The organism is Pseudomonas sp. NPDC087690 (genome assembly GCF_044743175.1).
Taxonomy (GTDB): Bacteria; Pseudomonadota; Gammaproteobacteria; order Pseudomonadales; family Pseudomonadaceae; genus Aquipseudomonas.
Genome location: NZ_JBIUVX010000009.1, coordinates 19,726 through 42,597, shown reverse-complemented (window position 1 = coordinate 42,597; position 22,872 = coordinate 19,726). Strand labels below are relative to the sequence as shown.

18 protein-coding genes and 1 pseudogene are annotated in these 22,872 nt (G+C 60.1%); 10 read left to right on the top strand and 9 right to left on the bottom strand.

The features are described 5' to 3' along the window. Nucleotides 1-3 precede the first annotated feature (3 nt). The 8 genes from betB (at nucleotide 4) to yccS (ending at nucleotide 13,181) form a co-directional block, all read left to right on the top strand. On the top strand, nucleotides 4-1,476 hold the full coding sequence (gene betB / locus ACIPIZ_RS12705; RefSeq protein ID WP_077574839.1) for a betaine-aldehyde dehydrogenase: 1,473 nt from the start codon (nucleotides 4-6) through the stop codon (nucleotides 1,474-1,476). 180 nt (nucleotides 1,477-1,656) lie between these two features. Next, complete coding sequence (gene betA, locus ACIPIZ_RS12700) at nucleotides 1,657-3,360, top strand: choline dehydrogenase (protein ID WP_064388133.1); 1,704 nt, start codon at nucleotides 1,657-1,659, stop codon at nucleotides 3,358-3,360. A 244-nt stretch (nucleotides 3,361-3,604) separates the two neighbouring features. Further along, the gene (locus ACIPIZ_RS12695) at nucleotides 3,605-5,047 is read left to right on the top strand and encodes a TldD/PmbA family protein (protein ID WP_064388132.1); all 1,443 of its coding nucleotides are present in this window, start codon (nucleotides 3,605-3,607) and stop codon (nucleotides 5,045-5,047) included. Continuing rightward, nucleotides 5,047-6,384, top strand: coding sequence for a TldD/PmbA family protein (locus tag ACIPIZ_RS12690; RefSeq protein WP_064388131.1), 1,338 nt, complete (start codon nucleotides 5,047-5,049; stop codon nucleotides 6,382-6,384). The genes ACIPIZ_RS12695 and ACIPIZ_RS12690 overlap by 1 nt, the downstream gene beginning before the upstream one ends. A gap of 140 nt (nucleotides 6,385-6,524) precedes the next feature. Next, a complete protein-coding gene (gene mdtD, locus ACIPIZ_RS12685; protein ID WP_105709358.1) occupies nucleotides 6,525-7,952 on the top strand; it encodes a multidrug transporter subunit MdtD in 1,428 nt (475 codons plus the stop codon). A gap of 128 nt (nucleotides 7,953-8,080) precedes the next feature. Next, nucleotides 8,081-9,418: an ATP-dependent RNA helicase DbpA gene (dbpA, locus tag ACIPIZ_RS12680; protein ID WP_230669476.1), complete on the top strand. Its 1,338-nt coding sequence runs from the start codon at nucleotides 8,081-8,083 to the stop codon at nucleotides 9,416-9,418. Between the two features lie 137 nt (nucleotides 9,419-9,555). Next, the gene (locus ACIPIZ_RS12675; protein WP_122855221.1) at nucleotides 9,556-10,734 is read left to right on the top strand and encodes an NAD(P)/FAD-dependent oxidoreductase; all 1,179 of its coding nucleotides are present in this window, start codon (nucleotides 9,556-9,558) and stop codon (nucleotides 10,732-10,734) included. 254 nt (nucleotides 10,735-10,988) lie between these two features. Beyond that, nucleotides 10,989-13,181 (top strand): YccS family putative transporter, encoded by a 2,193-nt coding sequence (yccS, locus tag ACIPIZ_RS12670; protein WP_064388127.1) that lies wholly within the window; start codon nucleotides 10,989-10,991, stop codon nucleotides 13,179-13,181. A gap of 112 nt (nucleotides 13,182-13,293) precedes the next feature. On the opposite strand, the gene ACIPIZ_RS12665 is transcribed toward yccS, so the two are convergent. Further along, nucleotides 13,294-14,031, bottom strand: coding sequence for an ABC transporter substrate-binding protein (locus ACIPIZ_RS12665; RefSeq protein ID WP_105709356.1), 738 nt, complete (start codon nucleotides 14,029-14,031; stop codon nucleotides 13,294-13,296). A 255-nt stretch (nucleotides 14,032-14,286) separates the two neighbouring features. Between ACIPIZ_RS12665 and ACIPIZ_RS12660 the strand changes: the two genes are divergently transcribed. After that, nucleotides 14,287-14,739: a GNAT family N-acetyltransferase gene (locus ACIPIZ_RS12660; protein ID WP_064388125.1), complete on the top strand. Its 453-nt coding sequence runs from the start codon at nucleotides 14,287-14,289 to the stop codon at nucleotides 14,737-14,739. A 186-nt stretch (nucleotides 14,740-14,925) separates the two neighbouring features. Here ACIPIZ_RS12660 and ACIPIZ_RS12655 read toward each other — a convergent pair whose 3' ends face one another. The 3 genes from ACIPIZ_RS12655 to ACIPIZ_RS12645 are packed head-to-tail and all read right to left on the bottom strand — an operon-like array spanning nucleotide 14,926 to nucleotide 17,909. Continuing rightward, nucleotides 14,926-15,222 (bottom strand): helix-turn-helix domain-containing protein, encoded by a 297-nt coding sequence (locus tag ACIPIZ_RS12655; RefSeq protein ID WP_008081019.1) that lies wholly within the window; start codon nucleotides 15,220-15,222, stop codon nucleotides 14,926-14,928. Between the two features lie 24 nt (nucleotides 15,223-15,246). Continuing rightward, the gene (locus ACIPIZ_RS12650; RefSeq protein WP_064388231.1) at nucleotides 15,247-15,741 is read right to left on the bottom strand and encodes a M48 family metallopeptidase; all 495 of its coding nucleotides are present in this window, start codon (nucleotides 15,739-15,741) and stop codon (nucleotides 15,247-15,249) included. A 44-nt stretch (nucleotides 15,742-15,785) separates the two neighbouring features. Next, the gene (locus ACIPIZ_RS12645; RefSeq protein ID WP_064388124.1) at nucleotides 15,786-17,909 is read right to left on the bottom strand and encodes a bifunctional diguanylate cyclase/phosphodiesterase; all 2,124 of its coding nucleotides are present in this window, start codon (nucleotides 17,907-17,909) and stop codon (nucleotides 15,786-15,788) included. Nucleotides 17,910-18,229: 320 nt separating this feature from the next. Between ACIPIZ_RS12645 and ACIPIZ_RS12640 the strand changes: the two genes are divergently transcribed. Then, nucleotides 18,230-18,898: a polysaccharide lyase family 7 protein gene (locus ACIPIZ_RS12640; protein WP_064388123.1), complete on the top strand. Its 669-nt coding sequence runs from the start codon at nucleotides 18,230-18,232 to the stop codon at nucleotides 18,896-18,898. Between the two features lie 184 nt (nucleotides 18,899-19,082). Here ACIPIZ_RS12640 and ACIPIZ_RS12635 read toward each other — a convergent pair. The 5 genes and pseudogenes from ACIPIZ_RS12635 to ACIPIZ_RS12615 all read right to left on the bottom strand — a co-directional run. Further along, a pseudogene (locus ACIPIZ_RS12635) lies at nucleotides 19,083-19,458 on the bottom strand (DUF6124 family protein). A 398-nt stretch (nucleotides 19,459-19,856) separates the two neighbouring features. After that, on the bottom strand, nucleotides 19,857-20,921 hold the full coding sequence (gene fba / locus ACIPIZ_RS12630) for a class II fructose-bisphosphate aldolase (RefSeq protein ID WP_008081027.1): 1,065 nt from the start codon (nucleotides 20,919-20,921) through the stop codon (nucleotides 19,857-19,859). Between the two features lie 252 nt (nucleotides 20,922-21,173). After that, on the bottom strand, nucleotides 21,174-21,506 hold the full coding sequence (locus ACIPIZ_RS12625; RefSeq protein WP_105709354.1) for an MliC family protein: 333 nt from the start codon (nucleotides 21,504-21,506) through the stop codon (nucleotides 21,174-21,176). Nucleotides 21,507-21,563: 57 nt separating this feature from the next. After that, on the bottom strand, nucleotides 21,564-21,785 hold the full coding sequence (locus tag ACIPIZ_RS12620) for a hypothetical protein (protein ID WP_064119176.1): 222 nt from the start codon (nucleotides 21,783-21,785) through the stop codon (nucleotides 21,564-21,566). A gap of 34 nt (nucleotides 21,786-21,819) precedes the next feature. Beyond that, nucleotides 21,820-22,872, bottom strand: a 1,053-nt coding sequence (locus ACIPIZ_RS12615; RefSeq protein WP_401165540.1) for a phosphoglycerate kinase, incomplete at its 5' end; no start/stop codon positions are given.

The window sequence follows — 22,872 nt, the reverse complement described above, 5'->3', positions numbered from 1 at the left end:
ACTATGGCCCGTTTCGAACTGCAAAAACTTTACATCGATGGCGCGTACTCTGACGCCGGCAGCGATGCCACCTTCGAAGCCATCAACCCGGCTAACGGTGAAGTCCTCGCACTGGTGCAACGTGCGACCAAGGAAGACGTCGAGCGCGCCGTGGTCAGCGCTGAAAAGGGCCAGAAAATCTGGGCCGCGATGACCGCCATGGAGCGTTCGCGCATCCTGCGTCGCGCCGTCGACATCCTGCGCGAGCGCAACGATGAGCTGGCCGCCCTGGAAACCCTGGACACCGGTAAATCCTTCTCCGAAACCAAATACGTCGACATCGTTACCGGTGCTGACGTGCTGGAATACTACGCAGGCCTGGTGCCGGCCATCGAAGGCGAGCAGATTCCACTGCGCGACACTTCTTTCGTCTATACCCGTCGCGAGCCGCTGGGTGTTGTCGCCGGTATCGGCGCGTGGAACTACCCGATCCAGATCGCGCTGTGGAAATCCGCTCCAGCGCTGGCTGCCGGTAACGCGATGATCTTCAAGCCAAGCGAAGTCACTTCGCTGACCACCCTGAAACTGGCCGAGATCTACACCGAAGCCGGCGTTCCGAACGGTGTGTTCAACGTGCTGACCGGCAGCGGCCGTGAAGTCGGCACCTGGCTGACCGAGCACCCGCGCATCGAAAAAATCTCCTTCACCGGCGGCACCGACACTGGCAAGAAGGTAATGGCCAGCGCTTCGGCTTCGTCGCTGAAAGACGTGACCATGGAACTGGGCGGCAAGTCCCCGCTGATCATCTGCGACGACGCCGACCTCGATCGCGCTGCCGACACCGCAATGATGGCCAACTTCTACAGCTCCGGTCAGGTCTGCACCAACGGCACTCGCGTGTTCGTTCCGGCGCACCTGAAAGCCGCTTTCGAAGCCAAGATCGTTGAGCGCGTTGCACGCATCCGCGTTGGCAACCCGGAAGACGAAAACACCAACTTCGGCCCGCTGGTCAGCTTCGCGCACATGGAAAGCGTGCTCGGCTACATCGCCAAGGGTAAAGAGCAAGGCGCTCGCGTACTGTGCGGCGGCGATCGTCTGACCGACGGCGAATTCGCCAAAGGCGCGTTCGTCGCGCCAACCGTGTTCACCGACTGCACCGACGACATGACCATCGTCCGCGAAGAAATCTTTGGCCCAGTGATGGCGATCCTCTCCTACGAAACCGAAGAAGAAGTGATCCGCCGCGCCAACGACACCGACTTCGGCCTGGCCGCCGGTATCGTCACCAAAGACCTGAACCGCGCGCACCGCGTGATTCATCAACTGGAAGCCGGTATCTGCTGGATCAACGCCTGGGGCGAGTCCGACGCAAAAATGCCGGTGGGCGGTTACAAGCAGTCGGGCGTTGGCCGTGAAAACGGCATCAGCTCGCTGAACAACTTCACCCGCATCAAATCGGTACAGGTCGAGCTGGGCGATTACGTCTCGGTGTTCTAAGACCCGAGATTTTCGTTGCCCGCGAAGGCCTCTTCGCGGGCAAGCCCGCTCCCACAGGTTTGGAGTCGTCCATCCAATTTGTGGCAGCCCCCAACCCCTGTGGGAGCTGGCTTGCCAGCGATTCGAGTGCACAGCACTCGCCAAGGTCCGACCTGACCACTATCAAAGAGGGTGCATTCAATGTCCCAAGAATTCGATTACATCATCATCGGTGCCGGCTCGGCCGGTAACACCCTGGCGACCCGTCTGACTGAAGACGCCGGCGTCACCGTTCTGCTGCTCGAAGCAGGCGGCCCGGATTACCGTCTCGACTTCCGCACGCAAATGCCGGCCGCTCTGGCGTTCCCGCTGCAAGGTCGTCGCTACAACTGGGCTTACGAAACCGACGCCGAGCCACACATGGACGGTCGCCGGATGGAATGCGGTCGCGGCAAAGGCCTCGGCGGTTCCTCGCTGATCAACGGCATGTGCTACATCCGCGGTAACGCGATGGACTACGACGGCTGGGCGAAACTGCCGGGCCTGGAAAACTGGTCCTATCTCGACTGCCTGCCGTATTTCCGCAAAGCCGAAACCCGCGACATCGGCCCGAACGATTACCACGGTGGCGAAGGCCCGGTCAGCGTGACCACGCCGAAGGCTGGCAACAACCCGCTGTTCCACGCCATGGTTGAAGCTGGCGTGCAGGCCGGTTACCCGCGCACCGAAGACTTGAACGGTTATCAACAGGAAGGCTTCGGCCCGATGGACCGCACCGTGACGCCGAACGGCCGTCGTGCATCCACCGCCCGTGGCTACCTCGACGTCGCCAAGAAGCGTTCGACCCTGACCATCGTCACCCACGCCCTGACCGACAAGATTCTGTTCGAAGGCAAGCGTGCCGTTGGCGTGCGTTACCTGGTCGGCGACGCTGAAGAGCGCGTTGAAGCCAAAGCCCGTAAAGAAGTCCTGCTGTGCTCCGGCGCCATCGCTTCGCCGCAGATTCTGCAGCGCTCCGGTGTCGGCCCTGCCGAACTGCTGAAGTCCCTCGACATCCCGGTGGTTCACGATCTGCCGGGCGTTGGTGAAAACCTGCAGGATCACCTTGAGCTGTACCTGCAATACGCGTGCACCCAACCGGTGTCGCTGTACCCGTCGCTGCTCTGGTACAACCAGCCAGCCATCGGTGCCGAGTGGCTGTTCAACGGCACCGGTATCGGCGCCAGCAACCAGTTCGAAGCCGGCGGTTTCATCCGTTCGCGTCCGGAATTCGAATGGCCGAACATTCAGTACCACTTCCTGCCGGTGGCGATTAACTACAACGGCAGCAACGGTGTGAAAGAGCACGGTTTCCAGGCGCACATGGGTTCCATGCGCTCGCCAAGCCGTGGTCGCATCCAGGCCAAGTCGAAAGACCCGCGCCAGCACCCGAGCATCCTGTTCAACTACATGGCCACCGAGCAGGACTGGCAAGAATTCCGCGACGGCATCCGCCTGACCCGTGAAATCATGCAGCAGCCTGCGCTGGACGCTTTCCGTGGCCGCGAAATCAGCCCGGGCATCGAAGTGCAAACCGATGAGCAGCTGGACAAGTTCATCCGTGAGCACGCCGAAACCGCGTTCCACCCGTCCTGCTCGTGCAAGATGGGCACCGACGAAATGGCTGTGGTCGATGGCGAAGGTCGCGTGCACGGCATGCAGAGCCTGCGTGTGGTCGATGCCTCGATCATGCCGATCATCACCACCGGTAACCTGAACGCACCGACGATCATGATCGCCGAGAAAATCGCCGACAAGATCCGTGGTCGTCAGCCGCTGCCGCGCAGCACCGCGCCGTACTACGTTGCGGGCGATGCGCCGGTGAAGGGCAAGCCGATGCGTGATATCACGCCTGCTGCTCAGTAATTCAGTTACACCGTATCAAGGCTGATCGCGAGCAGGCTCACTCCTACAAGGATCTGTAGGAGTGAGCCTGCTCGCGATGAGGCCCTAGCATTCAGCACAAATTCCCTCGCTGCACAGTAAATCCCCCTACACCCCCTCTTCACTTGATCCTACCCCCACGCAGGCCTACTCTAGACCTCGCGCAACCGTTTCACCCCCTCCCCGCCGCTGCTCTACCGCTTCCCCCTGACAAGGAGGTTCCCGAATGTTCGATTTCCACCCCCAGCTCAAGCAGCGCTTCGCTGCCTTGCGCACGGGCGCTGAGTTCTTTTCCCTGCGGTATGTACGCGAGTCCGGGCAGTACCTGTCGGTGCGCAAGAACGTCGCCGAACCGCCGAGCCTGAGCCGTGACGAAGGCGCGATGCTCACCGTTCGCGTCAACGGTGTTGAGGCCTACGCGGCCACCAACGACCTGTCGCAACAAGGTCTGCAAGCCGCCCTCGAACGCGCTGAGATTCAGGCCCGCCGCCTGAAGCCGCACGCCTTGCTCGACCTGCGCGATCAGCCGGTGTCCAGCGATCGCGCTGATTACCTTTCGCCCAATCTCGAACAACCCTTTCCGTCCCTGAGCGAATGCTTCGAGCTGCTCGGCGCGGAATCCGCCTCGGTGCCAAAGGATGAGCGCCTGGTGAATTGGCAAGTGAGCATTGGCATTACCCAGGTCGAACAGATCTACCTGAGCAGCGCGGGGGCCGAATTGCGCCAGGCCCAGCGCTTCGTTTACCCAAGCCTCGACGTCACCGCCTACGACGGCAACGACAGCCAGACCCGTAGCCTCGGCCGCGAGAACTTCGGCCAACAGGGCGGCGCTGACGTGATCAGCCGTTGTGGCCTGATCGGCGCCGGCCCGCAAGTTGCTGATCAAGCGTTGCAACTGCTGCTCGCACCGAACACCCCGCAAGGCCCGCGCGACCTGCTGTTGATGCCGGATCAGATGATGCTGCAGATCCACGAATCCATCGGCCATCCGTTGGAACTCGACCGCATCCTCGGCGACGAGCGCAATTACGCCGGCACCAGTTTCGTCAAAGCGAGCGACTTCGGCAGCCTGCAATACGGCTCGAAACTGCTCAACGTGACGTTCGACCCGGGCATCCCCGAAGAACTCGCCAGCTATGGCCACGATGACGACGGCAGCAAAGCGAGCAAACAATTCCTGATCCGCGATGGCCTGTTGCTGCGTCCGCTGGGCGGTGCGCTGTCGCAATATCGTGCCGGGATGGAAGGCGTCGCCAACAGCCGCGCCTGCGGCTGGAACCGCGCGCCGATCGACCGCATGGCCAACCTCAATATCGAACCGGGCGATCAGCCACTGAACAAACTGATCGAAGGCATCGAGCACGGCATCCTGATGAGCACCAACCGTTCGTGGTCGATCGACGATGCGCGCAACAAATTCCAGTTCGGCTGTGAATGGGGCCAGTTGATCGAAAACGGCGAACTGAAAGGCGTGGTAAAAAACCCGAACTACCGGGCGATTTCCGCGCACTTCTGGAAAAGCCTGCGCGCCGTCGGCGACGCCAACACCGTCAAGGTGCTGGGCACGCCGAACTGCGGCAAGGGCGAACCGAACCAGGTGATCCGCGTCGGCCACGCTTCGCCGGCCTGCGTATTCAGCAACGTTGATGTGTTTGGGGGAGACGCCTGATGAGCATTTCGAAGAGTCAGTCCGACGCCTTCAAGGTCATGGTCAATTGGCTGCGCGACAGCGTGCGCGAGCCGGAACAGTTCACCCTCAGCTATGCCGCCGAGTCTTCGGCGTTCGTGCGTTTCAACCACGCCAAGGTGCGCCAGGCCGGGCAAGTGCAGCAGGCCAACATCGTTCTGAAACTGATCAACGACGGGCGTCACGCCGACCTGCAGGTCACCCTGTCCGGGGATCAGGAAGGCGATCTGCAACGCCTCGCCGAAGGCCTGCAGCAACTGCGCGAAACCCTGCCGCTGCTGCCACAGGATCCGTATCTGCTACTCAACCACAACGGCTGGCAAAGCCAGAACGTGCAGGAGCATCCGCTGCCGGACACTGAGCAGGTTGTCGATGAAATCTGCGCCGCCGCTGAAGGTCTGGATCTGGTCGGCTTTTATGCTGCGGGCCCGATCAGCCGTGGTTTCGCCAGCTCTTCGGGGGCGTTTGGCTGGCATCAGGCCAACAGCTTCAACTTCGATTTCAGCCTGTTCCACGACAACGGTGAAGCGGTTAAGGCCAGCTACGCCGGGCATGACTGGAGCAGCGAGGGTTTTGCCAAGCGCTTTGCTCAGGCACGTGAGCAACTGGAGTTTCTCGGCCGCCCGCTGCGCACGTTGGCACCGGGGCAATACCGCGCGTACCTGGCACCGGCGGCGCTGGAAGAAATCATGGGCATGTTGAGCTGGGGCGGTTTCTCGGCGCAGTCGATCGCCAGCAAGAGCAGCCCGTTGCAGAAGCTGTATGTCGGCGATCAGGCGTTCAGTCCGCTGCTGTCGCTGGACGAGAAAGTCAGCGAATCGCTGAGCCCGGCGTTTTCCGGCGAAGGTTATCCACGCAGCGATCTGCGGCTGATCGTCGAAGGCAAGGCTGGCGATCAACTGGTCGGCTCGCGCAGTGCTGCCGAATACGGCCTGACTGCCAACGGCGCCAGCGGCGGTGAATCGCCGAGTGCGTTGAACATGGCGGCCGGTGATCTGTCCCAAGCGGAGATCCTCAAGCAGTTGGGCACCGGGTTGTACATCAGCAACCTGTGGTACCTGAACTTCTCGGATCAACCGGCGGCGCGCATGACCGGCATGACCCGCTTCGCGACCTTCTGGGTCGAAAACGGCGAGATCCAGGCGCCGGTCAGCACCATGCGTTTTGACGACAGCGCTTACAGCCTGCTCGGTTCGCAGCTGGAAGCGTTGACCGCCGAGCGCGAGTTGCTGCTGTCGGCGAGTACGTATAGCCAGCGCAATACCTCGTCGGCGTTGCTGCCGGGGGCACTGGTCAGCCGTTTAACCCTGACCCTCTGACGGCGATCGTTCCCACGCTCTGCGTGGGAATGCAGCCGGGGGACGCTCTGCGTCCCAGCCAAAAGCGGACGCGGAGCGTCCGTTGAGGCATTCCCACGCAGAGCGTGGGAACGATCATCAAACAGACAACAAGAGGTTCCATGCCCAACCGCCCGCCTCTCGACGCCATCACCGCCCGCTGGTTGCCGTGGGTCGTCGCTATCGCTTTCTTCATGCAGTCCCTCGACGGGACCATCCTCAACACCGCGCTGCCAGCCATGGCTCGCGATCTCGCCGAAGACCCGCTGCGCATGCAGGGTGTGATCATCGCTTACATGCTCACCGTGGCCTTGCTGATTCCCGCCTCGGGCTGGATCGCCGACCGCTTCGGCACCAAGAAAATCTTCTTCGGCGCGATTCTGCTGTTCAGTTTCGGTTCACTGCTCTGCGCGCTGTCGAGCAGCCTGAGCATGCTGATCGGCGCCCGGGTCATTCAGGGTCTGGGCGGTGCGTTGATGCTGCCGGTCGGGCGACTGGTGGTACTGCGCGCTTATCCGCGCTCCGAACTGGTGCGGATCATGGGCTTCATCACTATCCCCGGTCTGCTCGGCCCGCTGATCGGTCCGACCATGGGCGGCTGGATGGTCGAATACCTGACGTGGCACTGGATCTTCCTGATCAACCTGCCGGTCGGCGTCATCGGTTGCTACGCGGTGTGGAAATTCATTCCCGACCTGCGCGGCACTGAGCGCACACGTTTCGATAGCCTCGGCTTCCTGCTGTTCGGCGCGGCGATGATCCTCATCACCATCGCCATGGAAGGCCTCGGCGAATTGCACTTGCCGCACCTGCGCGTGATGTTGCTGCTGTTCGGCGGCATGGCCTGTCTGGCGGCGTACTGGTTGCGCGCCGGGCACATTGAGAACCCGCTGTTCGCGCCCTCGCTGTTCAAGACCCGCACGTTTGCCGTTGGCATTCTGGGCAACCTGTTCGCGCGTCTGGGCAGCGGTGCACTGCCGTTTCTGGTGCCGTTGCTGCTGCAAGTGGCGCTGGGTTATTCGCCGTCGCAAGCGGGGATGAGCATGCTGCCGCTGGCGGCGGCGGCGATGATCGCCAAGTGGGTGGCACGGCCGCTGATCGAGCGTCTGGGCTATCGCATCGTCCTCACCGGCAACACCTTGGCACTGGGGATCATGCTGGCGAGCATGGGTCTGGTCAGTGAGCAGACGCCGTACTGGCTGCTGCTGTGCCTGCTGGCAGTGCTGGGCGCGATCAACTCGCTGCAGTTCACGGCGATGAACACCGTGACCCTGATCGACCTCGATGACGCGAGCGCCAGCAGTGGCAACAGTTTGCTCTCGGTGGTGGCGCAGTTGTCGTTGAGTCTGGGCGTGGCGTGCGCCGGTGCGTTGCTCGGCGGGTTTACAGCAGAGGTCGGTAACGATGGCGTGGAAACCGTGCTCGGCGCGTTCCAGCTGACTTTTGTCACCGTCGGCATCATGGCGATGCTCGCCGCGACGATCTTCTCGCAGCTATCGAAAGAAGACGGCCGCCGCGCCAAACGCCCGCAAGAACACATCGAACATTAACCACTGTTCGTCCAGAACTTTCGAAGAAAGTGGCACGGGGCTGCTACACTGCGCGACATTTTGTTTTGCAGGCCAGTCCCGTGACCACCATCGCCACCGCTTTTAATACTCTGCCGCTGTCCGCCGCCATGCTGGCTAACCTCGAATCCCTCGGTTATGCCCAGATGACGCCGATCCAGGCGCAGAGCTTGCCGGTGATCCTCAAGGGGATGGACCTGATCGCCCAGGCCAAGACCGGCAGCGGCAAGACCGCCGCCTTCGGCATCGGCCTGCTCAACCCGATCAACCCGCGCTACTTCGGTTGCCAGGCACTGGTAATCTGCCCGACGCGCGAGCTGGCCGACCAGGTCGCCAAGGAAATCCGTCGTCTGGCCCGTGCCGAAGACAACATCAAGGTCCTGACCCTGTGCGGCGGCGTGTCGTTTGGCCCGCAGATCGCTTCGCTGGAGCACGGCGCGCACATCATCGTCGGCACCCCGGGCCGCATTCAGCAGCACCTGCGCAAGGGTTCGCTGGTCCTCGATGGCCTGAACACGCTGATCCTCGACGAAGCCGACCGCATGCTCGACATGGGTTTCTACGACGCCATCGAAGACATCATCGTCAAAACCCCGGAGCGCCGTCAGACCCTGCTGTTCTCCGCCACTTACCCGGTGGGCATCAAGCAACTGGCGTCGAAATTCATGCGTGATCCGCAAACGGTGAAAGCCGAAGCGTTCCACGATGACACGCAGATCGAGCAGCGTTTCTACGAGATTTCCCCGGAAGATCGCATGAGCGCAGTGACCAAAGTCCTGCACCACTTCCGTCCGGCCTCCTGCGTGGCGTTCTGCTTCACCAAGCAGCAGGTTCAGGAAACCGTTGATCACCTGACCGCCAAGGGCATTTCCGCCGTCGGCCTGCACGGCGACCTGGAACAACGCGACCGCGATCAGGTACTGGCGATGTTCGCCAACCGCAGTACATCGGTACTGGTTGCCACCGACGTGGCCGCCCGTGGTCTGGACATCGATGCGCTAGACATGGTGATCAACGTCGAACTGGCCCGCGATTCGGAAATCCACATTCACCGCGTTGGCCGTACCGGTCGTGCTGGCGAGAAAGGCATCGCGATCAGCCTGGTTGCTCCGGGCGAAGCGCACCGTGCACAGGCCATCGAACAACTGCAGAAATCGCCGCTGAACTGGGATCAGGTCGATAACCTCAAGTCCCAGGGCCTCGCGCCGCTGCAGCCGCCGATGACCACGCTGTGCATCGGCGCTGGCCGTAAAGACAAGGTGCGTCCGGGCGACATTCTCGGTGCATTGACTGGCGATGCCGGCATTCCGGGTGCGCAGGTGGGCAAGATCGCGATCTTCGACTTCCAGGCTTATGTGGCCGTTGACCGCACCGTGGCCATGCAGGCCTTGCAGCGCTTGAACGACGGCAAGATCAAGGGCCGTTCGCTGCGCGTCCGCATCCTGTAAGAACAACGTAACTCCCCTGTAGGAGCTGCCGCAGGCTGCGATCTTTTGACTTTGTTTTTAAAGAGCAAGATCAAAAGATCGCAGCCTGCGGCAGCTCCTACAGTTCGTTTTGTGGTGACATTTCAGAGGACACCGTTTTGCGCTCTACCGAAGTCGTGATCATTGGCGCTGGCGCCGCTGGGTTGATGTGTGCACTGACCGCCGCCGGGCGTGGGCGTCAGGTGTTGCTGCTCGACCATGCGAACAAGGCCGGCAAGAAAATCCTGATGTCGGGCGGTGGCCGCTGCAATTTCACCAACATGTACACCGAGCCGAGCAATTTCCTCTCGCAGAACCCGCATTTCTGCAAATCCGCACTGGCGCGTTACACCCAGTGGGATTTCATCGGCATGGTCGGCAAGCACGCCGTGCCGTACCACGAGAAGAAACTCGGCCAGTTGTTCTGCGATAACAAATCCAGCGACATTCTTGAAATGCTCCTGACCGAGTGCGATCAGGCCGGCGTCGAGCTGCACCTGGATACCTCGATCCAGACCATCGAGAAAGTCGAGAACGGTTACCTGCTCGACACCACCCTCGGCCAGATCCAGTGCCAGTCGCTGGTGATTGCCACCGGTGGCCTGTCGATCCCGACGCTCGGAGCGACCGGTTTTGGTTATCAAGTCGCCAAGCAGTTCGGCCATGAATTGCTGCCGACCCGCGCCGGGCTGGTGCCGTTTACCATCACCGATCAGCTCAAGGAACTGTGCACCGAGCTGTCCGGGACGTCGGTGGATTGTCTGGTCAGCTGCAACGATCAGAGCTTTCGCGAGAACATCCTGTTCACTCACCGTGGCCTTAGCGGCCCGGCGATTTTGCAGATCTCGTCGTTCTGGGAATCCGGTGACACGGTGAAAATCAACCTGCTGCCGGATCACGACGCGGCGAGCTGGTTGCAACAGCAAGTGGCCGAACGCCCGAACAGCGAATTGAAAACCCTGCTGGGTGAGATCTTCACCAAGAAGATGGCCAATCTGCTGGCGGACAACTGGTTTGTGTCCAAGCCGATGAAGCAGTACACCCATGCCGAATTGGCTGAGATTGCCGACAAGCTCGGCAGCTGGAAAGTCGTGCCGGCGGGGACTGAAGGTTATCGCACAGCCGAGGTAACACTCGGTGGCGTCGATACCCGCGAAGTGTCATCGAAAACCATGGAATCGCTGAAAAGCCCTGGCCTGTACTTTATCGGCGAAGTGCTCGATGTCACCGGCCACTTGGGCGGTTTCAACTTCCAGTGGGCCTGGGCCTCCGGCTACGCGGCCGCGCAATACGCTTAATTCAAAGCTAAATACAAAAACCTGTGGGAGCTGGCTTGCCAGCGATGAGGCCGGCAGATCCAACATCATTGTTGACTGTCATGCAGCCATCGCTGGCAAGCCAGCTCCCACAGGGTTCCGTGCCCAATTCAAGATTTAGTTCTACACAAGATCTCAAAGGAACACTTTTTGCTGTCAGATGTGATCGGCGCCATTGCGTCGGCGTCATTACTGGCTCAATTTAGCGGCATCGCCTCGGAAGGCCTTCGCACTTCATGTCCTCGACCTCGTTTCGTCAGTCTTTGCGGCGCCTGTGGGCGCTGGATAAATTCAGCTACAGCGTGCGGGTGTTCATCGCCCTGACCGGCAGCATGGCGCTGTGTTGGTATCAGGATGAAATGGGCCTGCTGATCCCGTTGTTCCTGGGGATTATCGCCAGCGCCCTGGCCGAAACCGACGACAGTTGGCAGGGCCGCCTCAACGCCCTCGCCGTGACGCTGGTGTGCTTCAGCATCGCCGCGCTGTCGGTGGAATTGCTCTTCCCCTACCCCATCGTGTTTGCCATTGCCCTGGCGCTGGCCAGTTTCGGCCTGACCATGCTCGGCGCTCTCGGCGAGCGTTATGGCGCGATTGCTTCGGCGACGCTGATTCTGTCGGTGTACACGATGATCGGCGTTGATCAGCGCGGCGGCGCGGTCACCGATTTCTGGCACGAACCGATGCTGCTGGTCGCCGGTGCGGCGTGGTACGGCTTGCTCTCGGTGCTGTGGCAGGCGCTGTTTTCCAATCAGCCGGTGCAGCAAAGTCTGGCGCGATTATTCCGTGAGCTGGGTTTTTACCTGAAGCTGAAATCCTCGCTGTTCGAGCCGATCCGGCAGATGGACGTCGAAGCCCGGCGCCTGGAACTGGCTCAGCAAAACGGTCGCGTGGTCGCTGCGCTGAACAGTGCCAAGGAAATCATCCTGCACCGCGTCGGCAACGGCCGCCCCGGCTCGAAAGTCAGCCGTTACCTGAAGCTGTACTTCCTCGCTCAGGACATCCACGAACGCGCCAGTTCTTCGCACTATCCGTACAACGCGCTGGCCGACGCGTTCTTTCACAGTGACGTGCTGTTCCGCTGCCAGCGCCTGTTGCGCCAGCAAGGCAAGGCCTGCCGGGCGCTGGCCGAGTCGATCCAGATGCGCCAGCCGTTCATTTACGACGCGAGTTTCGCCGAAGCCCTGAGCGACCTCGATGCCTCCCTCGAACATCTGCGCATCCAGAGCAACCCGGCCTGGCGCGGGCTGCTGCGTTCGCTGCGCGCACTGGCGGCCAACCTCGGCACCCTCGACCGTTTGCTCAGCGACGCCAGCAACCCCGACGCCTTGGCCGATGCGACCGACAGCAGCCTGCTCGACCGCTCACCGCGCAACCTCAAGGACGTCTGGATTCGTCTGCGCACGCAACTGACGCCGACCTCACTGCTGTTCCGTCACGCCTTACGTCTGCCGCTGGCGCTGAGTATCGGCTACGGCATGGTGCACTTGATTCACCCATCGCAGGGTTACTGGATCATCCTCACCACCCTGTTCGTGTGCCAGCCAAACTACGGCGCGACACGACGCAAACTCGGTCAGCGGATTTTCGGTACTGCCATCGGCCTGACCGTGGCGTGGGCGCTGTTCGATCTGTTCCCGAGCCCGTTGGTGCAGTCGTGTTTCGCCATCGCTGCCGGCGTGGTGTTCTTTACCAACCGCACCACCCGCTACACCCTGGCGACGGCGGCGATCACCATCATGGTGCTGTTCTGCTTCAACCAGGTCGGCGACGGTTACGGACTGTTCCTGCCACGGTTGTTCGATACTTTGCTCGGCAGCCTGATTGCCGGGCTGACAGTGTTCCTGTTCCTGCCGGACTGGCAGGGCCGGCGCCTGAACAAAGTGCTGGCCAACACCCTGACCTGCAACAGCATCTACCTGCGCCAGATCATGCAGCAATACGCCGCCGGCAAGAGCGACGACCTCGCCTATCGCTTGGCCCGGCGCAATGCGCACAACGCCGATGCCGCGCTGTCGACGACACTGGCAAACATGCTGATGGAGCCGGGGCATTTCCGTAAGGAAGCGGATGTTGGATTCCGCTTTCTGGTGTTGTCGCACACGCTGTTGAGTTATCTGTCAGGGCTGGGTGCGCATCGCGAGACCCAATTGCCGGCTGAGGTGCGGGAGCAGTTGATTGACGGCGCCGGGGTGAAACTGGCAACGAGCATTGATGAAATCGCTCAGGGACTGGCGAGCAAAGAGCCGGTGGCGATTCAGAGTGATGAAGAAGAAGCGCTGGCCAATGAGCTGGAGCAGATGCCCGATGAGATTGATGAAGGGCAGCGGTTGGTGCAGACGCAATTGGCGTTGATCTGCCGGCAGTTGGGGCCATTGCGCACGTTGGCGGCGCATCTGATCAAGGACACCTCAGAAATCAGCGGCGGTTGACAGGGCGTCATCGCGAGCAGGCTCACTCCTACAGGGGAACGCATTCCAAATTGTAGGAGTGAGCCTGCTCGCGATAGCGACATCTGCCACACAGAAGATTCTGGATCACCCCTCACATCCCATGCTGGCGAAGCAACTTGTCATAACTCCCATCCGCCTTCATCGCCGCAATCGCCTTATCAAACCCCGCAACAATCTGCTCATGCTGAGGATTCTTCAGACTGACCAATATATGCAGGCTGTTCTCACTCAACGGCTTGGGCAAGAACTCCACCGAATTGCGCACCTTGGCGGATTCCCGCGCCAGGTAATACTTCGCAACGTACTCATCCTCCAGCGTCAACTTGACCCGATCCGCCGCGAGCATGCGCACAGCCATGGCAAAGTTATGCACAGGGACTTTCTGCAGCGCGGTATCGGCATCGAATGGCGCCGAGTAGGCATAACCGCGCACCACAGCAATCGGATAGGTGTGCAGTTGTTGCAAGCTGGAGTAATCGAGCGGAGTGTCTTTGCGCTTGAGAAAGCGAATGCGGTTGAGCAGGTATTCCCCGGAAAACTGGCCGAGCTTGGTCCGTTCATCGTTGTACCAAGCGTTGACCAACACATCGTAGCGGCCCTCGCCAACGCCAAGCAGCGCCCGCGCCCAAGGCACCTGCTCATAAGCGCTGGCATAACCGGCCCGGGCCAGCGCGGTGCTGACAATGTCGGTGGCCAGTCCGCCGTTGACCAGGGTGTCGTCGGTAAAGGGTGGCCAGATATCAAACACCAGCCGCAGCTTATCCGCTGCGGCGGTCTGAGCCAGCAAGAGCAATCCGATCAAAGCAAAGGCTCGATGCAATCGCGGCATGCTTGAAAATCCTTAGCGGGCGGGCTGCCCAGCGTGTTTTCAGTCAAAACCCCAAGGCCCCTTACCGGCGAAACCCAGGCACTAACATTAGCTCAAGGAAGCCAAGGCACTGCGCTCACCAGCAGATTACACAAAGAAGTCATCCGTGCGAGAAAGGAATGATGGCATTTTGACCTTTGTCACAGACTCTTACGCCATAAAGACATCTTTGCCGTAGACGCTTAGTATCGGGCGACACGTTCAAGGAATCGGCACATGACAATCGAATGGGTCTGCAAACATCACAGTGATCTGGGCAAGGAGCAGCTGTACGCGCTGTTGAAACTGCGCTCGGACGTGTTCGTCGTCGAACAGAAATGCGCCTATCCGGACCTCGACGGTCAGGATCTGGAAGGCGATACCTATCACCTGATGGGTTGGGAAGATGATCAGTTGATGGCCTACCTGCGCCTGCTGGATCCGCAATCCCAAGGCGGAGACGTGGTGATCGGCCGGGTGCTGACTGCACCTGCGGGTCGCGGCAAAGGGCTGGGGCACGAAATGATGGAGCAGGCGTTGAAACAGGCCGAGAAGCATTGGCCACAGGTGCCGATCTATCTGTCGGCGCAGGCGCATTTGCAGGGGTATTACGGCAGGTACGGGTTTGTTGTGGCGGGTGAGGAGTATCTGGAGGATGACATTCCGCACATCGGCATGCGTCGCGCCTGAAAAGCCCCTCACCCTAGCCCTCTCCCGGAGGGAGAGGGGACTGACCGAGTTGTGCCGCGCTATCCGCCGACCTGAAAAACCAAGTCGATTATGGATTCACAGCAACACTTTCAGGTCGGCGTACCTCTCCAATATCCCCCAATCAGTCCCCTCTCCCTCCGGGAGAGGGTTAGGGTGAGGGGCTCTTCAGGGATACTCAAGCACTGCCTTGATCTGCCGCAAATTCCTCTCGATCCATCCCCGATCAATCGCCCCCCACTCGCGAATCCGATAGCGCCCCGCATGATTGCGCGCGCCCTCTTCCTGCTCGAATTCACAGACGATGTCCAGATCGGCCAACGCGGCAATCGTGTCCTGCGCCGTGCGCCGGGGCATGCCGGTGACGTCAGTCAGGGTCGGCACACTCGGCGCCAGACCGCTGTCGATCAGGTACGCCACATACAAGCGGCGGTAGAAACTGCTTTTGGTCTTGCTGACGTCCATCCCCACCTTCCTGGTTGCGTACGGTTAAGCCTGCATATCCCGCCACGTCAGGTACACCCGCAGATCGAACTCGATCTGGTGATACCCCGGCAGCATGTGCTCGCACAATTTATAAAACGCCTTGTTGTGATCCGACTCTTTGAAGTGCGCCAGTTCATGCACGACGATCATTTTCAGAAAGTCCGGCGCAGCCTCCTTGAACAACGAAGCGATACGAATCTCTTTCTTGGCCTTGAGCTTGCCGCCCTGCACTCGCGACACCGTAGTGTGCAGGCCCAAAGCGCGATGGGTCAGGTCGAGGCGGTTGTCGAACAGCACCTTGTCGATGGCCGGCGCGTTACGCAGGTATTCCTGCTTCAGGTCCAGCGCGTAGCTGTACAGCGCCTTGTCGCTCTGCACATCGTGCCGCCCCGGATAACGCTGAGTCAGGTAATCGCCCAGGCGCCCTTCAGCGATCAGTTGGCGCACCTGATCCTGCAATTGCGCGGGATAGGCCTGGAGGTACTTCAACACTGTCATGGACTGGCGACACGGTTCAAAAAAGGTGCGCCAGTGTAGCGAATTCAACCGGGCAGCGCGCTCCAGTCAAACGGTTCGGCGAAGCTGGCTGCATCCTCGGCGACCAATGGCCGCGCCACGAGGAAGCCCTGCACGTACTCGCAGCCGTGGGCTTGCAGCCATTGGTATTGCTCGATGGTTTCCACCCCTTCGGCAATCACCAGCAAACCGTATTCCTTGCACAGACTGATGACCGTGCTGACCAGTGAGGCGTCGCGTTTCGAGTCCGGCAATCGCGCAATGAGATGGCGATCAATTTTCAGCGTATCGAGCTCCAGATCGCGCAGATGTGCCAGCGAACACGGCCCGGAACCGAAGTCATCCAGCGCCACGCGCACCCCGAGATTACGCAGCAGACGCAACTGTTTGCGCGTTTCATCGGGATTTTGCATCAGCGCTTCTTCGGTGACTTCGACCTCCAGCTGACGAGGCTGCAGCGCGTGTCGTTCCATGACCTGGCGCAACTCGCTGACCAGATTCGGCAGGCTGAACTGGGTGTTGCTCAAGCTCACGCCGAGCACCAGGTCCTCGGCAAACAAGGTTTCCCAGGCTTTGCGCTGGCCGGCGCCGCGATGATAGATCCAGCTACCGAGCCGACTGATCAACCGCGCTTCTTCCAGCAACGGCAGGAACAGGCCCGGTGGAACATCGCCGACACTCGGATGCTGCCAGCGCAACAACGCTTCAAACCCGCGTATCTGCCCCGTGTCGATCGCCACCTGTGGCTGATACACCAAGTTGAAATCGCGGTTTTCGATGGCCGTGCGCACGCTTTCTTCGAGCATCAGGCGCGAACGGGCGCGACCATTCATTTCATGATCGTAGAAGCGATATTGCTGACGCCCGGCGCGCTTGGCTTCGTACATGGCAATGTCCGACGCACGCAGCAAACCGTCGAGGTTCGAACCGCAATCCGGATACGTGGCAATGCCGATGCTCGCGCCCAGGGCGATATCCAGCCCTTCGATTTGCTGACAGATCGACACGCGTTCGATGAGTTTCTCGGCGATCTTCGCTGCCTGCTCCGGGAACTCCAGATCCAGCAACGCGGTGAATTCATCACCGCCCATGCGCGCGAGTATGTCGAACGGCCGCAGACACGCCTTCAATTGCTCGGAAACCCAACGCAACACACGGTCGCCGGCATCATGACCAAGGGAATCGTTAACCCGTTTGAAGCCGTCGAGATCCAGATACAACAGCACCCAACTGCTGTCACTGCGTTCACCGCGCAGCAGCAGGTTTTCCACGGTCTGGTAGAAGCCGCGGCGGTTGAGCAAACCGGTCAGCGGATCGGTCACGGCTTGAAACTCAAGCTGTTGGTGCAGGTGACGCACTACCGACATGTCGAGAACCGTGACCACCATCGCATGTTGTTCTGTGGGTAGCGCCGCGCAGGACAAAGCCACTGGCACCTGCTGGCCGGGCGCGGTGCGCAATAATGCGTCGTGCAGTCTTAACGTTTCGCCACGTTTGTAGCTGGCGTAAAAATCGGAATCGGCCCACAACGGAACATGCGGTTTCTGCAGGTAATCGAGAAACTCCTTACCCTCCAGCTCCTTTACCGGCGCATTGAGCAGACGCGAAATTGCCGGATTGGCAAAGCGGATCAGGCCGTCCTCACCGACCACCAGAATCCCCTCGGCGGCGTTATCCAATACCGAGGCATTGAAGGCTCGAGCGACTTCCAGATCATGACTCAAACGCTGCAAGGCCCGGCGGTTACGCTGGTGCTCCAGCAATGCCTGCACTTTCGGTTTGAGAATCTGCGGATCAAACGGTTTGAACAGGTAATCCACCGCCCCACTGGCATAGCCCTTGATCACGGCATCCTGGGACTGCTCGTTGGCGGTGAGGAAAATGATCGGGGTCAGACGTGTGCGCTGGCTGCCGCGCATCAATCGCGCGACTTCGAAGCCGTCCATGCCGGGCATCTGCACATCCAGCAGCACCAGGTCGACGTCGTGCTCCAGCAACAGGCTGAGCGCCTCGAAACCGGAGGCAGCGGTGATGACCTGCCAATCCTGACGCTGCAGCAACGCGCGCATGCTGATCAGATTTTCAGGGTAATCATCAACGATCAAAAGGACAGAGTTGCCTTCACCTGGCTGGGATTGCGCGCATTCCATGCTGCTTCTCTTGTCGGGACTTCAGGCCGGTTCCGGTCAAAACCGTACACATACTGAGCGTTCACTCTAGTCCGGGATCGGCGAAAGCAATAGCTGTCATCAGGCCATCATTTAACCAAAGTCTTGTTTAGCCGACTAACGGTCATCTCTGCAGCCCCCTGAAACCGGGAAAGATGGCATTTCGACAGGATGTTGACGTCAATCATCTGCCAAACGGGCGTTAACAAAAAATCCCTCAACGCTTATAAAGGCCGCCCCAAAACGTGCGGGCTAGAGCTTCTGGCACGTACGTGCAGTGAAACTTGAGTGGAAGAACCGACATGATCGATCTCGCAACCTGGAACCTCAGCGTTCCCGTTGGCAGCCCGCCATACACCGTCGAAACCTCCAAACTGGTGAACGGCTTCAAAGATCAATACTTCCATTCCGACACAGGTACCTTGTTCTTCTGGTCACCGGTTACCGGGTCAAAAACCGAAAACGCCATCTACCCGCGCACCGAACTGCGGGAGACCTATAGCAACGGCACGCTGCGCAACTGGTATTACCCGGATGCCGATAACCTGCTGCGCGCGACGGTTACAGTCAACAAAGTGCCCAGTTCCGGCAAAATCGTCATCGGCCAGATTCACGCTTATGAAAGCCAGAAACCGATGGTCAAACTCGAATATCAATACAAGACCAAAACCGAGACCGGCAACCTGGTGATCAAAGTCCGCATGCACCCGGATGATGACGAAAGCCGCGTCATCACCCTGGCTACCGGGATCAAACTGGATCGCGAATTCAACTACCTTATTCACCTGAGTCCTGGCGGTGCGTTGGGTGTCAGTGCGGCGGGTTATCAGTGGGATTCACAGATCAGCGCGACGTGGCGTAACAAGCCGTTGTACTTCAAGGCCGGGGTTTATGTGCAGGACAATACCGGGTACACCAGTGAAGGTGGCCAGGTAACCTTCTCCAAACTCGACATCGATCACGATAAATAACTTCGCCGAGCCCCCCCTGTGGGAGTTGGCTTGCCAACGATGACGGCCTCAAAGTCACCTAATTTCCTAAGGTTCACATCCGATCCAACTGTAGGAGTGAGCCTGCTCGCGATGACGGACCAACATCCAGCATCAGTGCTGACTGATCCACCGCAATCGCGAGCAGGCTCACTCCTACAGGGGGTCAGCTGGGTATTACAGACTGCGTCACTTTCACATTATCCAGCACCCGATTTACCGCCAGCTCAGCCAGCATGATGATCTGCTGAATCGCCAGAATCGTATGCCGCTGCGAGATATCGACATACGCCGCAATATCGCTGGTCATGATGCTCGCCGAAGCCAGTGATTCGCAGGCGTGGGCCAACAGGCTTTCGTTATCCATGTCAGGAGCAACCTGAAACATCGTGCTGGGCTTGTGGAACTTCAGGGCAGTGACGTTCGGTTCAAGGTAGTGATCGAGGCGCACGCTCGGCGGCGTCGTGGAGCTTTCTTGAATCGAGGGATTCGTACGGGGATGTGCAATCGCCTTCAGGCGGATTGGGTGTTGGTTTGATCATCGTGAAACTCCAAGTGATGCATTGAGCTGCCACTGATCGCTGCGACGCGACGGAGGGAGGTAGCTGTACGCGGGGTCGCAGACCGGATCACTTGGAAATCCGGCATACCCGAGGGTATTCCGCGCACAGCCACCATCGACCAAACACAAACACCGAGGCGTTGCGGTTTGGGGTGGCGATTATGCACCAAGTGAGCTGAACGGACTGCGACGTCCGATCGCTGAATTCAGCGATCCCCAGAGCCTATCTATCCCACTTCCGACGGACAACCGACGCGAGCTGTCGGAATAATCACTCCGAACGCCAATATCTGTAGGACAAGCACTTTGCCTACAACCCGCCCACAAAAAAACCCGCCTCTCGGCGGGTTTCTTGAATCAGCGGTCCAACACTCAGGCTTAGTTAACCTTGGCGTTCAACTCACCCTTCAGATAACGCTGATACATCGCTTCCAGCGAGATCGGTTTGATCTTCGATGCATTACCGGCAGTACCGAACGCTTCATAACGAGCGATACACACGTCACGCATTGCAGTAACAGTCGCGCCGAAGAATTTACGTGGGTCGAATTCGCTCGGGTTGGTGGCCATCAGGCGACGCATGGCGCCGGTGGATGCCAGACGCAGGTCGGTGTCGATGTTGACCTTGCGCACGCCGTGCTTGATGCCTTCGACGATTTCTTCAACCGGTACGCCGTAAGTTTCTTTGATGTCGCCGCCGTACTGGTTAATGATCGCCAGCCACTCTTGTGGCACCGAGGACGAACCGTGCATCACCAAGTGGGTGTTCGGGATGCGCTTGTGGATTTCCTTGATGCGGTCGATTGCCAGCACGTCACCGGTAGGTGGCTTGGTGAACTTGTAGGCGCCGTGGCTGGTGCCGATGGCGATGGCCAAGGCATCGACCTGGGTGCGTTTGACGAAGTCAGCGGCTTCTTCCGGGTCGGTCAGCATTTGGCTGTGATCCAGAACGCCTTCGGCGCCGATGCCGTCTTCTTCACCGGCCATGCCGGTTTCCAGCGAACCCAGGCAGCCCAGCTCGCCTTCTACCGAAACGCCGCAGGCGTGCGCCATGGCCACGGTTTGCTGGGTAACGCGGACGTTGTAGTCGTAGTCGGTCGGGGTCTTGCCGTCTTCGCCCAGCGAGCCGTCCATCATCACCGAGCTGAAGCCCAGTTGGATCGAGCGCTGGCAGACATCAGGGCTGGTGCCGTGGTCCTGGTGCATGCACACCGGGATGTGCGGGAATTCTTCGATCGCGGCCAGGATCAGGTGACGCAGGAAAGGCGCGCCGGCGTATTTGCGAGCGCCGGCCGAAGCCTGGACGATCACCGGGGAGTCAGTCTTGTCAGCGGCTTCCATGATGGCGCGCATCTGCTCAAGGTTGTTGACGTTGAAGGCTGGAACGCCGTAGCCGAATTCGGCTGCGTGGTCCAACATCTGGCGCATGCTGATAAGTGCCATTGTGTGTGTCTCTCCCGGTTGAGGGTCGTTAATCGTGCCAGCCTGCCGGAGCGGCGGCGGCTATTCAAGTGATTGCAGATCGGGGGTTGAGGCCCGGTCTGGTGATTCGATAAAGCCAATTCTTCAGAACTGCGCAGAACCCCTGTAGGAGTGAGCCTGCTCGCGATAGCCATCTTGCAGTCAATATTGCAGCGACTGTCATACCGCTATCGCGAGCAGGCTCACTCCTACAATGGGCCTGTGGTGTGTCAATTACTGCGCTTTGCAGCCGCGGCCGATCAGGTCATTGGTGGCGACCCAGTACACCAGGCCTTCCTCACCCTTGACGTGAAACGCCAGCATGCCGTCGCTGTACAGCGTGCCCGAGGCGCCCGGCTCTTCTTTCAGGCGATAGACCTGATCACCGCCGCCGAGGCGAACGTCGACTTCCTTCTGGCCGGCGTCGGCGTAACGCCAGAGCACTTTGGCCTGGCTGTCGCAGGTCCAGGTCGTCCAGCTATCCGCCGGGGCGGACGACTGAAACAGGTTCAACTGCGCGCAACCGCCCAACAATGCCAACGCCGCAATGGCGATCAAGCCTTTCATCCGTGTTCCTCGACTGACGGCACACGCCGCCAGCCTTGAGTTAAAGAGTCAGACCCGTCAAGGACAACCATGTTCCTTGGCCGGGGTTTGCGTCTCGTATTTCTCCAGGCCGTCCGGTCCCGAGCGCTTGTTCAGCACCGGGTTGGTTTCGGCCTGCCAGTCGGCTTGATAACAGCCCTTCTGCGACTCGCTCGGCGCCGGCGTGGCCTCGGCCTTCGGGTTACTCCCGCAGGCCGCCAGCGTACCGGTCAGCAACAACAGCGCTAACGACTTGACCATGTGAACACTCCTTTGCCTGGCCAAACGGGCGGCCTCAGGCCTTGGCCCGGCTTTCCAGGACTTCAACGGCTGGCAGCACTTTGCCCTCGACGAATTCGAGGAACGCGCCACCACCGGTGGAAATGTAGGAGATTTGCTCAGCCACACCATATTTATCGATAGCGGCCAGGGTGTCGCCACCGCCAGCGATGGAGAACGCCGAGCTTTCCGCGATGGCCTGGGCCAGCACTTTGGTGCCGTTGCCGAACTGGTCGAATTCGAACACGCCGACCGGACCGTTCCACAGAATGGTTTTCGACGATTTCAGCAGTTCGGCGAAGTTGGCTGCGGTTTGCGGGCCGATGTCCAGAATCATGTCGTCAGCCGCGACGTCAGCGATCAGCTTGACGGTAGCTTCGGCGGTTTCAGCGAATTCCTTGGCAACCACGACGTCAACCGGCAGCGGCACGCTGACTTTGGCAGCGATGGCGCGTGCGGTGTCGAGCAGGTCCGGTTCGTACAGCGACTTGCCAACCGGGTGACCGGCGGCCGCGAGGAAGGTGTTAGCGATGCCGCCGCCGACGATCAGTTGATCGCAGATCTGGCTCAGGCTGTTCAGCACGTCGAGTTTGGTCGATACCTTGGAGCCGGCAACGATGGCCGCCATTGGCTGAGCCGGCGCGCCGAGGGCTTTGCCCAGTGCGTCCAGTTCAGCGGCCAGCAGCGGGCCAGCCGCAGCAACTTTGGCGAACTTGGCCACGCCGTGAGTCGAACCTTCAGCGCGGTGAGCGGTGCCGAACGCGTCCATCACGAACACGTCGCACAGGGCGGCATATTGCTGGGCCAGTTCGTCAGCGTTCTTTTTCTCGCCTTTGTTGAAGCGCACGTTTTCGAACAGCACGATGTCGCCGGCCTTGACGTCAACGCCACCGAGGTAATCAGCCACGAGCGGCACTTCACGGCCCAGCGCTTTGCTCAGGTAGTCAGCGACAGGCTTGAGGCTGTTCTCGGCGGAGAACTCGCCTTCGGTCGGACGGCCAAGGTGCGAGCAGACCATCACGGCCGCGCCTTTTTCCAGGGCCAGCTTGATGGTCGGCAGCGAAGCCAG

Excerpts from the sequence above, each read along its gene's own strand:
- ACIPIZ_RS12645 (WP_064388124.1), bottom strand. The coding sequence starts at position 17,909 with ATGGAATGCGCGCAATCCCAGCCAGGTGAAGGCAACTCTGTCCTTTTG.
- yccS (WP_064388127.1), top strand. The coding sequence starts at position 10,989 with ATGTCCTCGACCTCGTTTCGTCAGTCTTTGCGGCGCCTGTGGGCGCTG.
- ACIPIZ_RS12660 (WP_064388125.1), top strand. The coding sequence starts at position 14,287 with ATGACAATCGAATGGGTCTGCAAACATCACAGTGATCTGGGCAAGGAG.
- ACIPIZ_RS12655 (WP_008081019.1), bottom strand. The coding sequence starts at position 15,222 with ATGGACGTCAGCAAGACCAAAAGCAGTTTCTACCGCCGCTTGTATGTG.
- ACIPIZ_RS12620 (WP_064119176.1), bottom strand. The coding sequence starts at position 21,785 with ATGGTCAAGTCGTTAGCGCTGTTGTTGCTGACCGGTACGCTGGCGGCC.
- dbpA (WP_230669476.1), top strand. The coding sequence starts at position 8,081 with ATGCTGGCTAACCTCGAATCCCTCGGTTATGCCCAGATGACGCCGATC.
- ACIPIZ_RS12650 (WP_064388231.1), bottom strand. The coding sequence starts at position 15,741 with ATGACAGTGTTGAAGTACCTCCAGGCCTATCCCGCGCAATTGCAGGAT.
- betA (WP_064388133.1), top strand. The coding sequence starts at position 1,657 with ATGTCCCAAGAATTCGATTACATCATCATCGGTGCCGGCTCGGCCGGT.
- mdtD (WP_105709358.1), top strand. The coding sequence starts at position 6,525 with ATGCCCAACCGCCCGCCTCTCGACGCCATCACCGCCCGCTGGTTGCCG.
- ACIPIZ_RS12665 (WP_105709356.1), bottom strand. The coding sequence starts at position 14,031 with ATGCCGCGATTGCATCGAGCCTTTGCTTTGATCGGATTGCTCTTGCTG.
- betB (WP_077574839.1), top strand. The coding sequence starts at position 4 with ATGGCCCGTTTCGAACTGCAAAAACTTTACATCGATGGCGCGTACTCT.
- fba (WP_008081027.1), bottom strand. The coding sequence starts at position 20,921 with ATGGCACTTATCAGCATGCGCCAGATGTTGGACCACGCAGCCGAATTC.
- ACIPIZ_RS12640 (WP_064388123.1), top strand. The coding sequence starts at position 18,230 with ATGATCGATCTCGCAACCTGGAACCTCAGCGTTCCCGTTGGCAGCCCG.
- ACIPIZ_RS12695 (WP_064388132.1), top strand. The coding sequence starts at position 3,605 with ATGTTCGATTTCCACCCCCAGCTCAAGCAGCGCTTCGCTGCCTTGCGC.
- ACIPIZ_RS12690 (WP_064388131.1), top strand. The coding sequence starts at position 5,047 with ATGAGCATTTCGAAGAGTCAGTCCGACGCCTTCAAGGTCATGGTCAAT.
- ACIPIZ_RS12625 (WP_105709354.1), bottom strand. The coding sequence starts at position 21,506 with ATGAAAGGCTTGATCGCCATTGCGGCGTTGGCATTGTTGGGCGGTTGC.